The following is a 13943-nucleotide window of genomic DNA, read 5'->3' as shown; positions in this document are numbered from 1 at the left end:
GGACCGATGACCGGGCGGTCCGGCCGGGCGCCTAGCTTGTGACGGTTCGTCACGGGAGGAGCGGTGCGATGACCGATCTGCGCGGGGTGCTCGAGGCCTACGTGGACAGCGGAGACCTGCCCGGGGCGGTGGGCCTGGTGGCGCGCGGCGACCGCACCGAGGTGGCCGCGGTCGGCTCGGTCGACGTCGAAGGGACCGCGCCGATGGCCCGGGACACGATCTTCCGCATCGCCTCCATCACCAAGCCGATCACGGCGGCGGCCACCCTGATGCTGGTCGAGGACGGCACGATCGGGCTGACCGACCCGGTGGCGGAATGGCTGCCCGAGCTGGCCGAGCCGTCGGTGGTGCGCACCCCGGCCAGCCCGGTGCACGACGTGGTGCCGGCGGCCCGGCCGATCACCGTGTACGACCTGCTCACCAGCCGGGCCGGGTACGGCTTCGCCTCCGACTTCACGCTGCCGGCGGTGCAGGCGCTGTTCCCGGTCCAGCGGGACGGCCGGGAACCGGACACCTTCCCGCCGGCGGACGAGTGGCTGGCCGCCCTCGCCCGGGTTCCACTGGTCTACCAGCCCGGCGAGTCCTGGCTGTACGACACCTGCTCGGCCCTGCAGGGTGTGCTGGTCGCCCGGGCCTCCGGCCGGCCGCTGCCCGAGTTCCTGGCCGAGCGGCTGTTCGAGCCGCTGGGCATGGTGGACACCGACTTCCACGTGCCGGCCGGCAAGAGCGCCCGGTTCACCAGCTTCTACAAGACCGGCTTGCGGCTGGCCGACGCCCCGGACGGCCGGTGGAGCTCGCCGCCGGCGCTCCCGCTGGGCTCCGGCGGCCTGGCCGGCACGCTGGACGACTGGCTGGCGTTCGCTCGGATGCTGCTCGCCGGCGGCGCCACCACCGACGGCCGGCGCGTGCTCACCGAGGAGTCCGTGCGCCTGATGACCACCGACCACACCACCCCGGCCCAGCGGGATATCGGCGCACTCTTCCTGGAGGGACAGGGCTGGGGCATGGGCGGCTCGGTGGACATCGCGGCCACCGAGCCGTGGAACGTGCCGGGCCGGTACGGCTGGGTCGGCGGCACCGGGACCTCGGCGCACATCGTCCCGGCCACCGGTGGCGTGGCCATCCTGCTCACCCAGGTCGGCGAGGACAGCCCGGTCGCGCCCGAGTGGATGCGCGCCTTCTGGCGCTACGCGGCCGGCGCCTAGCGGCGGTCAGCGCTTGACCTTGTAGTGCAGGTGCAGCACGCGGTCGCCCTGGACCACCCGGTCGGGGTCGTCGAGCAGCACCGTGCCGGCATGGCTGCCGAAGAAGCGCACCCCTTCGCCCAGCACCACCGGGACGACGTCCATCTCCACCTCGTCCACCAGCCCGGCGGAGAACGCCTGCCCACCGAGGTCGCCGGCGGTCACCGCGACGAGCCCGTCGCCCGCGAGCTTCTTGGCCAGCGCGACGCCCGCCTCGACCGAGTCGGCGGTGTGGAACGGGGCGTCCGGGTGGTCGGCCAGCCACTGCTCCGGCAGTGGCCGGTGGGTGACGACGACCAGCTGCTCCCCGGCCGCCGGTTTGCCGTCCCAGCCGTTGGTGGTGTCGAACAGGTGGCGGCCGATCACCGTGACCTTGATGGAGTCCCAGAAGGGCTGGACGTAGTCCGCCGACGTCGGCGAGACCTGGAACGTCCAGCCGCTCGGCCGGGCGGACAGCTCGGTGTCGCCGTTGAAGTACCAGTCGAACAACGGCCCGACGGAGTCGTTGGGACGGGCGATGAACCCGTCCACCGACACGACCGCCTGAATGACAACCCTGGCCATTTCCACTCCTAACGCTCGTGTCCGCGCAGCCAGTCGACGTAGTCCGGGACGGCCCGGTCCACGTCGTACTCCGGCGCGAAGCCGGTGTCGGCCCGCAGCCGGGTGATGTCCATGTGGTTGCCCGGGGGCCGGTCGGGATTGCGCCCCGCCGGCAGGGTCAGGTTCGCGCCCGGCACGGCCGCGTTGATCGCGTCGACGACCTCGCCGTAGCGCACCAGCCGCCCGCTCGAGACATTGTAGATGCGGTGGTTCAGCCGCTCCGCGAGCATGAGCAGCGCGATCGCCCGGCCGCAGTCCTTCACGTAGCACAGGTCCGTGGCGTCCTCGGCGTACGCGGCCGGACGGGGCGGCCGCAGGTCGGGGTCCTGGCCCCAGGCCGCCGCGCTGAGCAGGCGGGGAAGCGGGGTGAACGGGTTGTCGGGCAGGCCGAGGGGACCCCAGATGGTGCCGATCCGCAGGCTCACCGCGTCGAACCCGGCGCTGTCGCCGGCCAGCTCGGCGAACAGCTCGGCGGTCTTCTTGAACACCGGTATCTGATGGGCCGCCAGGACCGGCAGCGGGGAATCCTCACGCCACGGGGCCTCGTCCACCCCCAGGTACACGGCGATGCTGCTGGCCACGGAGAACCGCCGCACGCCCCACACGGTCGCCGCCTTGAGCGCGTTGAGCAGGGCGACGGTGTCGGCGCGCAGGTACTCGACCGGGTCGGGCAGGTCGTGGCGGGCCGCCGCGAGGTGCACGATGCCGGTGATCTCGTGCCGCTTCCCGATGTCCAGGAAGGCGGCCTCGTCCGTGGTGTCCAGCGGCTCGACGACGACCCGGCCGGCGAGGAACTCGGGCGGCCGGGTGGAGCGGTGCGCGGTGACCACGACCGACTCCCCGAGGTCCAGCAGCGCCCGTGCGGTGTGCGACCCGATGGAACCCAGGCCTCCGGTAACCAGAATCACCCGCGTGACGCTAGGCCGGAACCGGTCGCCGCTCTTGTACGGAACGGACATCCCTGGGGCGCAGCATCGGGAGGTAGGACGCGGCGTGGTCGTGCCCGCAGGTGCAGGTGGCGCTGGACTGCGCGAGGAACTCGCCGGGCGTCACCCCCAGCAGCCGGCGGCACTCGCGGGTGAGGTGGGCCTGGTCGTGATACCCGGTCTCGACCGCCCACCGCGCCAGGTCGACGTCGGCATCGCCCCACCGGGCGATCGACGCCTGCACGCGCGCGCTGAAACCCCGCAGGCGCAGGATGCGGTGCAGCTCCTTCGGGCCGACGCCGACCGCGGCCCGGCACCGGCGCCGCAACTGCCGTTCCGAGATCGACAGCAGCGCGGGCAGGGCGGCCGTCCCGCCGTTGTGCCAGGGCATGAGGCGCCGGACCGCCTCGTCGACCAGCGGGTCGGACTCGCCGGCGGACCGCGCGACGAACGACTGGAGCGCGGCGAGCGCGGCCGCCGGTGTGGCGGCTCCGCCGAGGACGTCGGTCAGGCGGGCCATGTCGCGCCAGATCTCGGTGGCCGGGACGTCCTGGTCGGCGAGCTCATCCGCCGGCATTCCGGCGAGCCCCCCGAGCACACCCGGACGCAGCCGCACCCCGACGACCGTGCCTCCCGCCGGGACCTCCTGGTAGATCGCGGTGGTCAGGGGTCCGAGCAGCTGGGGCACCCTACCGAGCACACACCGGACCTCGGCGCCGCCGTGGGGCTCGTGCCGCTGGGCCACGGGCCGGTCGCCGGCCCGCTGGATCCAGACCGACGCCGCGAACGCGGCCAGCGCGGGCGCCGGCGCGCGCTCCACGAAGGACGATTCACCGGCCACTAGTACGCGCCGTGCCGGGCCACGAACGCGAACACGATCACGGCGGCCAGCAGGAGAAGCGCCCAGAAGATGGTCGGCCCCGCCGGCACCTGGTCGGACCGGGCGGGAACGCCGCGGGGGAACTCGTCCTCCCCGGGTCTCTCGTTGTCCCCTTGGTAACGAACCACTCGGCTTCACCTCCCCTTCTCAGGTAGCCGCGAACGCGGTCCATTATTCGCCGCCCGCTCGAGCCCGACCAGTCACCCGAGCTTGTCAATCGCAAGCCGCCACCGGCGCGGTTTCCCGGGCGAACGCCGCCAGGTCGGCGTTGAGCCGGTCGCGGTGGGTGAGGTACAGCGCGTGCGCCGCGTCCGGGTAGATCTCCAGCCGCGCGTTGGGCAGCAGCTCGGCACTCGGCCGGGCGCACAGCTCGACCGGCGCGGACACGTCCCGCCCACCGGCCACGACCAGCGCGGGCACCCCGATACCGGGCAGCTCCGGCCGGAAGTCGGCACAGATGTTCGCCCTGGTGCACTCCACGGCGGCCTGCGCGGACACGTCCATCATGTCCCGGATGGTCCAGTCCTTGATCGGTTGCGGCAGCTCGCGGGCGGCCGGGCAGTCGCCCCAGAACGGCGGCGAGTTGTCCAGGATCCACTGGCCGAAGTTGTCCCGGATCGCCGCCACGGTCCCCTCCAGCAGCGCACCGTCCACGCCGTTCGGGTTGTCGGCGGACCGCATCAGGCACGGCACGGTGGACGCGACCAGGGCGATCCGGCCGACCCGCGCGCCGCCGTGCCGGCTCAGGTAGTGGACCACCTCGCCGCCGCCCATCGAGTGGCCGACCAGCGTGACGTCGGAGAGGTCCAGCCGGTCGAGGAGCGCGGCCAGGTCGCCGGCCAGGGTGTCGAAGTCGTAGCCGCCGCCCGGGTCGTCCGACCGGCCGTGCCCGCGCCGGTCGTAGCCGATCGCCCGGTGGCCCTGCTCGACCAGGTGCAGCATCTGGTTCTGCCACATCCGCGAGCTGAGTCCCCAGCTGGTCACGAAGACCACCGGGCGGCCGGCGCCCCAGTCGCGGTAGAACAGCCGGGTTCCGTTGGCGGTCAGGTAAGGCATCTCGGTTCCCCTCTCCCTCGGTTGCCTCCAGCCTGGCCGCACGGCCCTGACCTGCCAATTACGTCCCGGGTAACCGCGCGGCGGCGACCAGCCGGGCGTACCGGCCGCCGGCGAAGAGCATCAGCAGCCCGGCGCCGACGAAGGCGGCCACCCGGACCATGCCGTCCAGCGCGAGGAGGTCGAACAGCAGCAGCTTCGCCGCCGTCGCGCCCATCAGCACCAGCCCGACCACCCGCCAGGCCCGCGACGCGACGCCCCGGGCCAGCATGGCCAGCGCGACCAGCGCCCAGGAGACGGTGGTGACCGCGTGCCCGGTGAGGAACCCGGCCCTGGTCGGCGCCACCAGCAGCGCCAGCAGGATCACCGTGCCGGCGGCGCCGTAGAGCCCGACCGCGCCGGCCGGCACCCACCACCGCCGGTCCGCGCATCCCGCCGCCACCGCCAGGAGCAGGGACAGCACGGCCAGGGCCAGCCCGGTGGCCATCGCCGACCGGTCCGGCCGGCCCAGGACCAGGTAGGGCTCGGCCGGGAACACCAGCAACGCGTGGGCCGGGGCGTCGCGCGCCACCGCCAACCCCAGTCCGACCAGCCCGTACCCGGCTCCCAGGTACCGGGGCAGGACGTGGCCGGTGCGCACGGCCAGCACGGTGAGCACCAACCCCTGCCCGAGCAGCACCCCGGACAGCGCCGCACCGTCCAACGGCAGCGCGGTCGCCTGGAACATCGCCGCCGCACCGACCAGTACCCCGGCCAGCCGGGCCGGGCGGTACCGCGCCGCGCCGAGCGCACACACCCCGACGGCTCCGGCGAGCAGCGCGCCGCGCCATTCCCCCAGCCGCACGGCCATCGCCAGTGCCGGAACCGCGGCGGCGGCGAACGCCACCGGGCTCACCTTCCCGAGCAGCGCCACCCCCGAGCCGACCAGGAACACACCGAGCACGGCGGCCACCCGCGCGGTGTCGGCGGCTCCCCCGGCCAGCACGGTGATCGCGCCGTACAGCACCGGGAAGACCGCCGCGACCAGCGCCAACACCGGCCAGCCCCGGCGCGCCACCACCGCCGCCGCGGCCAGCTGCGGAACCAGCACCAGCCAGACGGTCAACGGCCAGGCGCCGTCCGCGACCACCGCCGTCAGCACGTCCACGCCGAGCACCGTGCCCGCCGCCAGCAGCTCGGAACGCCACCGGTCGGCCAGCGCCAGCCCGGCGCCCACGGTGAGCAGGCCCAGCCCGAGCCCGACCGGTTCGGCCAGGTAGCGGTAGTAGCCGGTGGCCGCGCCGAGGGTCAGGTAGAGCGTGGCGAACCCGGTCGCGGCCAGCGCCAGCGCACCGGTGTGTCCCTCCGGGCGGCGGTGCGTCCAGGCGGCGGCGCCGACCAGGACCAGCCCCAGCAGGCCGCCGGCGACCAGCCGGGCCACCGGGCCGAGCCAGCCCCGGCTGGCCGCCAGCACCAGGAACATCACCACGCCGACCAGCGTGATCGAGCCGCCCGCCCAGGCCAGCAGCCGCCCACCGTCCGCCCCGCCCGGCCCGTCCACACCCCCGCCCGGTCGCGGCCCCTCCACACCACCTCCCGGCAACGCCCCGTCCGCGCCCTCGCCGGGCGACGCGCCCTCCGCGCCCCCGCCGGGTGACGCGCCCTCCGCCCCTTCGGCTTCGGCCCGCGCGCTCCCGTCCGCCTCTCCGGCCCCCACCGGCCCGGCCGTCCGCGCCGGTCCGGCCGTCGCCGTACCCCGCGCCGCCCCCTCGGCCGGCCCGGCCGCCGCCTGAGCCCTCGGTTGCGTCGGGAGGGGGCCGGGCGGCGGCGCGGCGACGGCCAGGGATACCAGCTCCTGGCGGATCCAGTACATGCGGCGGCCGAGCTCGTCCAGCTCCTGGACCAGCCTCGGGATCCGCTCGGCGGGAGTGTGCATGACCCGAGCATGACCGCGCCGGGCCGCCGGCGAACCCGTAGAACTACCGATCCTCGACGATGGTCAGGCCGATGTTCAGCATCCGCGTCGGGGCGAGCCCGAATAGCCCGTGGAAGGTGCTGCTCAGGTGGGACGGCGTGGCGAAGCCGGCCTCGGCGGCCGCGCGGGTGAGGTTCTCCCCGCTGGCCAGCACGTGCATCGCGCGCAGGGTCCTGGTCCAGAGCCGGTACCGGCGGAAGCTGGTCCCGGTCTGGGCCACGAAGGCGCGCAGGAAGGCCGACTCGGACAGGCCGACCAACCTGGCGCAGGCGCCGGCCGGCCAGTGCCCGGCGGGATCGGCCAACAACTTCGCCGCCAGCGCGGTGATCGGGGACGGGGCCTCGTGCGGCAGCGGTCCGGTGGCGGTGCCGGTCCACCGGTCCACCGCGCCCGGGTCGCCACCGGGGCGCAGCGCGCGGCCCAGCTCGACCAGTTTGTCCTGCTCGCGATGCTCCAGCGCCACCGGCCCGTGCTCGCGCCGCATCGCCGCGCGGCAGGCCCGGGGCGCGGGCGATGCCGGGTCCAGATACCAGGAGACGATCTCGCCGCCCCGGGCGTCCAGGTGGTGCGGCACCCGGGCCGGCACCAGCGCGGAACGGGCGGCGGCCGCGGCGGAGCCGACGTGCAGGGTGAACGCCCGGTCCAGCGCGACCACCAGGCAGGGCACCGCGCCGGCGTGCCGGTCCAGCCCGGGCGAGGCGCCCCGGAACACGAACCCCTCGGCCCCGAGCCACAGCGTGGCCGAGCAGGTTTCTGACAGCGCGGACGACGTCACATGGGCGACGATACCGCCATGACAACGGTGGTGTTGGTGCTGATCGCGCTTTTCTTCCTGGCCATGGGAATTGCCGCACTGGTCGCGCCCGCAACGATTATCCAGCCCTTTGGCGTCATTTTGTCCAACGCCGACGCGCGGGCCGAGGTGCGGGCTGTGTACGGCGGTTTCGGGGTGTTCATTGCGGTCCTGCTCGGCCTCACCGCCACCGACGTCGCTGGTCTGCGCCCTGGGGCGATATGGGCGGTGGCCGCCGCGCTGGCCGGAATGGCATTCGGCCGGCTGATTGCGCGATTCGTGGAGAAACCGACCGGATTTTATCCGGTGTGGTTCTACTTCTGGGTCGAGCTGGTCGCCGCCGGGATACTCGTGGCCGTCGTGGCATAGTGACCCCGTGCCGTTGGTCTCCGTAATCACCCCGACCCAGGCCCGCAATGCCGACCACATCGGGGCGCTGTGGGACTCCCTGACTGCCCAGTCGCTGCCGCCGGGCTGGGAGTGGGAGTGGCTGGTCCAGGAGGACGGCCCGGCGCCGGGCGTGCGGGACCGGCTGCCCGACGACCCGCGCATCCGGTACGACGCGCTCGGCGTGCAGCTGGGCGGCGCGGCCACCCGCAACGTGGCGCTGGCCCGGGCGGCCGGTGACCTGGTCGCCGGGATGGACCACGACGACTGGTACGAGCCGGGCGGCCTGCCCGCACTGGTCACCCCGCTGGCCGGGGACCCCGGGGCGGCGTGGTCCTGCGGCCGGATCCGCTGGCGGAACCCGGACGGCGCCAGTTGGGTCAAGCCCGACGTGTTCCCGCCGGGGCGCATCGAGCCGGCGGTGATCGCAGAGACCTTCGTGCGCACCGACGACTTCCCGTTCCCGGCGGCCATCGCCACCTACCGGCGCACCCACCTGGTCGCGCACGGCGGCTGGCCGGCGGTGGCCCGTTCGGCCGACGCGGTGCTGCTCGCCGCCTTCTCCACGCACTGGCCGGGCGTGTGGGTGGACCGGGTGGTGGCCACCTACCGCCGCTGGCCGGCCCAGCACACCGTGCAGCCCGCCGACATCGCCATCCGGGACCTGCCGCAGGTACGCGGCGTGATCGGCCACCGGCTGGCGGCGGAACGGACGCTGGCCGCCGAGAGCGGGGGCCGACCCTCCCGATGAGTTTCGGGCCCGGTCGTGGTCAACCCTCTCGACGACCGACCGGGGAGAAGCCATGACCGAGGGATACGCGCCGGTGAACGGCCTGAAGATGTACTACCGGACGCACGGCGCCGGGGACCCGCTGGTGCTGCTGCACGGCGGCCTGCTCACCGCCGAGCTGAGCTTCGGGGAGCTGATACCCCGGCTCGCCGAGCGGCACCGGGTGATCGCCGTCGAGCTGCAGGGGCACGGCCGCACCGCCGACACCGACCGCGAGGCGTCGGTGCCCGGCTTCGCCGACGACGTGGTCGGCCTGCTCGACCACCTGGACATCCGGCGGGCTGACCTCTACGGCTTCAGCCTCGGCGGGCTGACCGCCATGCAGGTCGCGCTGACCCACCCCGAGCGGGTGCGCAAGCTGGTGGCCGCGTCGATCCAGTTCCGGCCGGACGGGTTCCACGAGGAGATCCGCAACCCGGACCGGTGGGCCACCTCGCGGCGGATGCCCACCGCCGACGACTTCGCCGCCATGCGCGCCGACTACCGGCGGGTCGCCCCCGACCCGGACCACTTCGACGCGTTCCAGGAGAAGGTGAGCGCGGCGGTCGGCGCCTTCCCTGGCTGGTCGGACGACCAGCTGCGCGGGCTGGCCGTGCCGACCCTGGTGATGGCCGGCGACACCGACTTCATGCCGGTCGAGCACGCGGCGGAGATGGTCCAGCTCATCCCCGACGCACAACTGGCCGTACTGCCAGGGTGCACGCACATGGACCTGACCCGGCGGCCGGACCTGGTGCTGCCGGCCGTCAGCGCGTTCCTGGCCTGAGGCGGTGTTGATCGCCATGATCCCGGCGGGATGCCGCAGGCTTCGGTGGTAGCTGGGCTGACCGACGGCCGGGACGGCGTGGGCTGGTCTGCCGCGGCCCGGTTGCGGCCGTTGGCGTTCGGTAGCTCTCGCCACCATTGTCACGATGTGTGACGGTCGAGTGGATGTCCGGTCTCGTTTGCCTCATCGACATCGACGTGAGGCTGGTTCGATCATGGTGAGATCAGCCTGATGTCGATGTCGACGAATGCTTTCCAGACCAGTCTTCATCGCTGTCCCACCGGCGTTACAGTCCGTGACGAACAACCGGATCCGCTCGGAACCGGACCGGCGGTAGACGTTAGTCACCCGGCCCGGCACCGGCGCGGAAGGTGACGGTCCGCCAGAGGATCTCCGAGAGCGCCATCGCGACGGCCTCGGCGGAAACGTCGTCGACGACGAGCTGGTGGCAGCACCGCTCGAACATCCAGGTCATCGCCGCTGCGATCCAGGCCGGGTCATCGGGGGCGTCCGGGCTGCCGTCCCACCGCGCACGCAGATGCCCCGCGGTCTGGCTCGCGATCTCTCCGACGGCGGTGCTCCACGCCTCCCGCATTCCGGGATCCTGCTCGGCGAGCTCGATGATCGCCGACAGCACGGGGCGGTTCGCCCGCCAGTGCCGAACGATTGCGCGCATCAGCTCGTCCAGGGTCTCGCGGCGCAGGCACGGGTCGGCCAGGGCCTCGCCGGAGACGTCCTCGCGCCAGGCAAGCGACTGCTGGGCGAGGCGGCCGATCACAGCACGCTTGTCCGGGAAACACGCGTAAAAGGTGGCCCGGGAGACGCCCGCCTCGGCCAGGATCCGGCCGACGCTCACCCGCGCCAACGGCTCGCCACCGGCCAGCAGCCGCCGGGTGGCCTCGAGGATCTCTCGCGCCGACGCCTCCCGTCGACGCCGCCCCACTACGGCCTGGAAGCTCTGCACCTGGACAGTCTACGAGAGTTGTACTTACTGTATGACTCGTACACTCTGTTCAAGTCAGAAGGAGGTCCGTATTGTGACCACCGACCAAGCGGATCCCGCGGTCAACCGCACCGCGCGGCTCGCCTGCGCCTGGAGCGGAGTAGCCTGCACGGTCCTGTTCGCCATCGGGTTCGTGGCATTCGCCCGGTTCCTCCCGTTCCCCAGCCCGGGGATCCCGGCCGAACAGGTCGTGGCCGAGCTCGCCGGCAACAAGTTCGGCATCCGGGTCGGCGTTATCTTCATGATCATCGGGTTCGGCCTGTTCGCCACCTTCGTCTGCGGCGTCGCCCTGGAACTGCGCCACACGGACGGCCGGTACCCCGCGCTGACCTACGTACAGCTGGTGTGCGGCGGCGCGAGCGCGGCGATCCTCGCGCTCAGCCCGATGTTTTTCGGGATCATGGTGTACCGAGTGGGCGAGATCCCCGTCCACGTCACCCAGGCCCTCTACGACATCGCCTGGTTCTGCTTCGTGATGCCCTACCCGGTGTTCAGCCTCCTGCTGCTCGCCCAGGGCGGCGCGATCCTGCGCGACACCGCCACGCCGGTGGTCTTCCCCCGCTGGGCCGGCTTCCTCTGCTTCGCCACGGCGGCCGAGCTGATCCCGACCGGGTTCATCATCTTTTTCAGGGAAGGGCCGTTGGCCTGGAACGGCATCATCGGCCTGGGCATACCGATGATCTTCTTCTTCTCGTGGATCATGGTGCTGTCGTACTATCTGATCCGGCACGTCACCCGGGACACCCGGCCGTCCGCGCGTTCCTCAATCCTCCGGTGGCGGGGTGACCTCGCGGTGGAGGATCTTGCCGGTCGGCCCCTTGGGCAGTGAGTCGACCAGCCAGATGCGCCGGGGGTACTTGTAGGCGGCGACCCGCTCCTTGGCGAACGCGCGCAGCTCGTCCGGGGTGGCGCTCGCCCCGGGGACCAGCGCCACGGCGGCGCCGACCTCCTCCCCCAGGCTGGGGTGCTTGATCCCGATCACCGCCACCTCGGCCACCGCCGGGTGCTCGTGCAGCGCCTCCTCCACCTCGCGCGGATACACGTTGTACCCGCCCCGGATGATCAGCTGCTTCTTCCGGTCCACGATGTACAGGTAGCCGTCCTCGTCGGCCCGGCCCAGGTCGCCGGTGCGGAACCAGCCGTCCGGGATCGCCTCGGCGGTGGCCTCCGGCCGGTTCCAGTACCCGCGCATCACGTTCTCGCCGCGCACCGCCAGCTCGCCGACCTCACCGGCCGGCACGTCGGCGCCGCCCTGGTCCACGATCCGCACCTCGACCCCGCGCACCGGGGTGCCGATGGAGCCCGGCTTGCGCTCCTGGTCGGGGTGGTTGAACGACACGATCGGCGAGGTCTCGGACAGCCCGTAGCCCTCCAGCACCGTCGCCTCGAACTTCCGCTCGAACGCGTGCAGCACCTCGACCGGCATGGCCGAGCCGCCGGAAATGCACAGCCGCAGGCTGGACGTGTCGTAGCCCTCCGCGCCGGGCGCGTGCAGTAGTGCCGAGTACATCGTGGGCACGCCCTCGAACACGGTGACCCGGTGCTCCTGGATCAGCTCGAGGGCGGCCACCGGATCGAACCGGGGCAGCAGCGCCAGGCACGCCCCGGTCAGCACCGAGGTGTTCAGCCCGCAGGTCAGCCCGAACACGTGGAACAGCGGCAGGCAGCCCATCACCACGTCGGTCTGCCCGGTGCGCAGCAGCTCGGCGGCGGCGGTCGCGGCGTTGGAGGCCAGGTTGTGGTGGGTCAGCTCGGCGCCCTTGGGGCGGCCGGTGGTGCCCGAGGTGTAGAGCAGCACGGCCAGGTCCTCGTCGGCGCGCGGCTCCGGCCCGGCCGGCGGGTCGACCGAGGCCAGCTCGTCGAGCGGCAGGCCGAACGGGCCCACCACGGTCACCGGGACGTCCTCCGCCCGGCCCGCCGCGAGCGCGGCGGCGCCGCCGTCGGGCAGCTGCTCGAAGGCGAACGCCAGCCGCACTCCCGCGTCGGAGAAGTAGTAGCCGACCTCCCGCTCGGTGAGCAGCGGGTTCATCGGCACCACCGTCGCGCCGGCGTACAGCGCGGCGTAGCAGATCGCGGGGAACGCCGGCACGTTCGGCAGGATCAGCCCCACCCGGTCGCCCGGCTGGACACCGTTTGCGCGCAACCAACCGGCGCCGCGCCGCACTGCCTCCAGGAACTGCTGGTAGCTGACCGTGACCGGACCGGCCACCAGCGCGGGTGCCTCGGGCCGCTCGGCGGCCGTGCGCACCAGGTTCTCCGCGAGGTTCATCTACCCCCCCAAGTTCAGCCGGTCGGCTTGAACCGCACCGGCAGCGACGTGATCGCATTGACGAACGCGGACGGCTCGTAGGTCACCGGGCCGGCCAGCTCGATGCCGGGCATCCGCCGCAGCACCTCGCGCAGCGTTACCGAAAGCATCCGGTACGTCAATGCGGCACCCTGGCAGAAGTACTCGCCGCCACCGCCGAACGCGTAGTGCGGCGGGTTGCACCGGGCCCGCCCCACGTCGAACCGGTCCGCGCCGGGGAACACCTCCGGGTCCCTGCTGGCCGACGCGTACCACATGACCAGGCGTTCACCGGTCTTGACCGGGGTCTCGCCGACCTGGGTGTCCACCGTCGCCGTGCGGGCCAGATAGTTCACCGGGGTGGACCAGCGCATCAGCTCCTCCAGGGCCACCGGCGCCAGCCCGGAGCGGGTGGGACGCAGCTTCACCGGGTCGTCCCGGAGCACCGCCAGCTGGTCGGGATGTTGCAGCAGAGTGTGCACCGCGTGTGAGATCGCGTTGCGCGGGTGGTTGTTGCCCACGAACAGCAGCATGCCGAAGTAGGCGGCGATCTCCGACTCGCTCAGCCGCCGCTCGCCCGACTCGTCCGGCTGGGCCAGCGTGTTGGCCAGGCTGTCCACTCCGTGGATCACCTGGTTGCCCACCAGCTTGGCGCAGTAGATCCCCATCTCCTCCACGCTGCGGGTCATGTTCATGTCGTGCGTGATGCCCTGCTCGATGTCCTTGGTCCAGCGGTTCAGCTGGTCGAGATCCTCGTCCGGGGCGCCGAACAGCCGGGCCACCACCTTCAGCGGCACCGGCATCGCGATGTCCGTGGCGATGTCGCACGCCCCGCGCCCGGCCACCGCGTCCACCGTCTCCGCCACGATCCCCTCGATCACCTGGTCCACCAGGATCAGCGTCCGGGGCAGGCAGAAGGTGGTGATCACGGCGCGGTACCGGGAGTGCTCGGGCGGGTCCTTCCACAGCATGAAGTCACGCTGGCCGACCTCCAGCGGCACCAGCGTGTCCGGGCGGAAGAAGATGCCGCCGCGAGCGGGCGAGAACGTCGCGGGGTCCTGGCTGACGTGCACGATGTCCTGGCCGCGGGTGAGCGACCAGAAACCCGGCCCGTCTGCCGTGTTGTTCCAGTGCACCGGAGACTCGGTGCGCATCCGCGCGAACAGCTCGTGCGGGGGGCCTTCGGCAAAAAGATCGAGGTTGGTGAGGTCGAGCGCGGCTAAGTCGGACGGTCCGGTCTGCGTCGACATTGACTAC

15 protein-coding genes are annotated in these 13943 nt (G+C 72.7%); 5 read left to right on the top strand and 10 right to left on the bottom strand.

The genetic code is table 11. From position 1 onward, the window contains the following. Positions 1 to 68: 68 nt before the first annotated feature. On the top strand, positions 69 to 1205 hold the full coding sequence (locus ABEB12_RS40775) for a serine hydrolase (protein ID WP_185065658.1): 1137 nt from the start codon (positions 69 to 71) through the stop codon (positions 1203 to 1205). Between the two features lie 6 nt (positions 1206 to 1211). Here ABEB12_RS40775 and ABEB12_RS40770 read toward each other — a convergent pair whose 3' ends face one another. The 7 genes from ABEB12_RS40770 to ABEB12_RS40740 all read right to left on the bottom strand — a co-directional run bounded on the left by ABEB12_RS40770 (position 1212) and on the right by ABEB12_RS40740 (position 7435). Beyond that, on the bottom strand, positions 1212 to 1808 hold the full coding sequence (locus ABEB12_RS40770; protein WP_185065657.1) for a dihydrofolate reductase family protein: 597 nt from the start codon (positions 1806 to 1808) through the stop codon (positions 1212 to 1214). Positions 1809 to 1816: 8 nt separating this feature from the next. After that, positions 1817 to 2755: an NAD-dependent epimerase/dehydratase family protein gene (locus tag ABEB12_RS40765; protein WP_185065656.1), complete on the bottom strand. Its 939-nt coding sequence runs from the start codon at positions 2753 to 2755 to the stop codon at positions 1817 to 1819. A gap of 10 nt (positions 2756 to 2765) precedes the next feature. Continuing rightward, positions 2766 to 3614 carry a helix-turn-helix domain-containing protein gene (locus tag ABEB12_RS40760; RefSeq protein WP_185065655.1) on the bottom strand — a complete coding sequence of 283 codons (849 nt, stop codon included), beginning with the start codon at positions 3612 to 3614 and terminating at the stop codon, positions 2766 to 2768. Next, the gene (locus tag ABEB12_RS40755; protein WP_185065654.1) at positions 3614 to 3781 is read right to left on the bottom strand and encodes a hypothetical protein; all 168 of its coding nucleotides are present in this window, start codon (positions 3779 to 3781) and stop codon (positions 3614 to 3616) included. The genes ABEB12_RS40760 and ABEB12_RS40755 overlap by 1 nt, the downstream gene beginning before the upstream one ends. Positions 3782 to 3866: 85 nt before the next feature. After that, complete coding sequence (locus ABEB12_RS40750) at positions 3867 to 4709, bottom strand: alpha/beta fold hydrolase (RefSeq protein WP_185065653.1); 843 nt, start codon at positions 4707 to 4709, stop codon at positions 3867 to 3869. 58 nt (positions 4710 to 4767) lie between these two features. Next, a complete protein-coding gene (locus ABEB12_RS40745; RefSeq protein ID WP_185065652.1) occupies positions 4768 to 6621 on the bottom strand; it encodes a DUF2339 domain-containing protein in 1854 nt (617 codons plus the stop codon). 43 nt (positions 6622 to 6664) lie between these two features. Beyond that, positions 6665 to 7435, bottom strand: a complete 771-nt coding sequence (locus ABEB12_RS40740; protein WP_185065651.1) for a helix-turn-helix domain-containing protein — start codon at positions 7433 to 7435, stop codon at positions 6665 to 6667. Here ABEB12_RS40740 and ABEB12_RS40735 point away from each other — a divergent pair, their 5' ends adjacent. Genes ABEB12_RS40735 through ABEB12_RS40725 form a run of 3 tightly spaced genes read left to right on the top strand, consistent with a single transcriptional unit; the run spans position 7436 to position 9396 of the window. After that, a complete protein-coding gene (locus tag ABEB12_RS40735) occupies positions 7436 to 7822 on the top strand; it encodes a DUF4345 family protein (protein WP_345703580.1) in 387 nt (128 codons plus the stop codon). A 7-nt stretch (positions 7823 to 7829) separates the two neighbouring features. Then, the gene (locus ABEB12_RS40730) at positions 7830 to 8591 is read left to right on the top strand and encodes a glycosyltransferase (RefSeq protein ID WP_185065650.1); all 762 of its coding nucleotides are present in this window, start codon (positions 7830 to 7832) and stop codon (positions 8589 to 8591) included. A gap of 52 nt (positions 8592 to 8643) precedes the next feature. Next, positions 8644 to 9396 (top strand): alpha/beta fold hydrolase, encoded by a 753-nt coding sequence (locus ABEB12_RS40725; RefSeq protein WP_185065649.1) that lies wholly within the window; start codon positions 8644 to 8646, stop codon positions 9394 to 9396. A gap of 340 nt (positions 9397 to 9736) precedes the next feature. Here ABEB12_RS40725 and ABEB12_RS40720 read toward each other — a convergent pair whose 3' ends face one another. Further along, positions 9737 to 10360, bottom strand: a complete 624-nt coding sequence (locus ABEB12_RS40720) for a TetR family transcriptional regulator (protein WP_185065648.1) — start codon at positions 10358 to 10360, stop codon at positions 9737 to 9739. Between the two features lie 73 nt (positions 10361 to 10433). Here ABEB12_RS40720 and ABEB12_RS40715 point away from each other — a divergent pair, with 73 nt between their 5' ends. Continuing rightward, positions 10434 to 11228, top strand: a complete 795-nt coding sequence (locus ABEB12_RS40715; RefSeq protein ID WP_185065647.1) for a hypothetical protein — start codon at positions 10434 to 10436, stop codon at positions 11226 to 11228. Here ABEB12_RS40715 and ABEB12_RS40710 read toward each other — a convergent pair. Together ABEB12_RS40710 and ABEB12_RS40705 are read right to left on the bottom strand one after the other, a co-directional pair. Continuing rightward, on the bottom strand, positions 11163 to 12668 hold the full coding sequence (locus tag ABEB12_RS40710; protein WP_185065646.1) for a long-chain-fatty-acid--CoA ligase: 1506 nt from the start codon (positions 12666 to 12668) through the stop codon (positions 11163 to 11165). The genes ABEB12_RS40715 and ABEB12_RS40710 overlap by 66 nt on opposite strands. A gap of 14 nt (positions 12669 to 12682) precedes the next feature. Continuing rightward, a complete protein-coding gene (locus tag ABEB12_RS40705) occupies positions 12683 to 13936 on the bottom strand; it encodes a cytochrome P450 (protein WP_185065645.1) in 1254 nt (417 codons plus the stop codon). Positions 13937 to 13943 lie beyond the last annotated feature (7 nt).

Source organism: Actinospineispora eucalypti, assembly GCF_039543365.1.
Classification (GTDB): Bacteria; Actinomycetota; Actinomycetes; order Mycobacteriales; family Pseudonocardiaceae; genus Pseudonocardia; species Pseudonocardia eucalypti.
The sequence above is the reverse complement of the archived record's forward strand: the minus strand, read 5'-3'. Positions and strand labels throughout refer to the sequence as shown.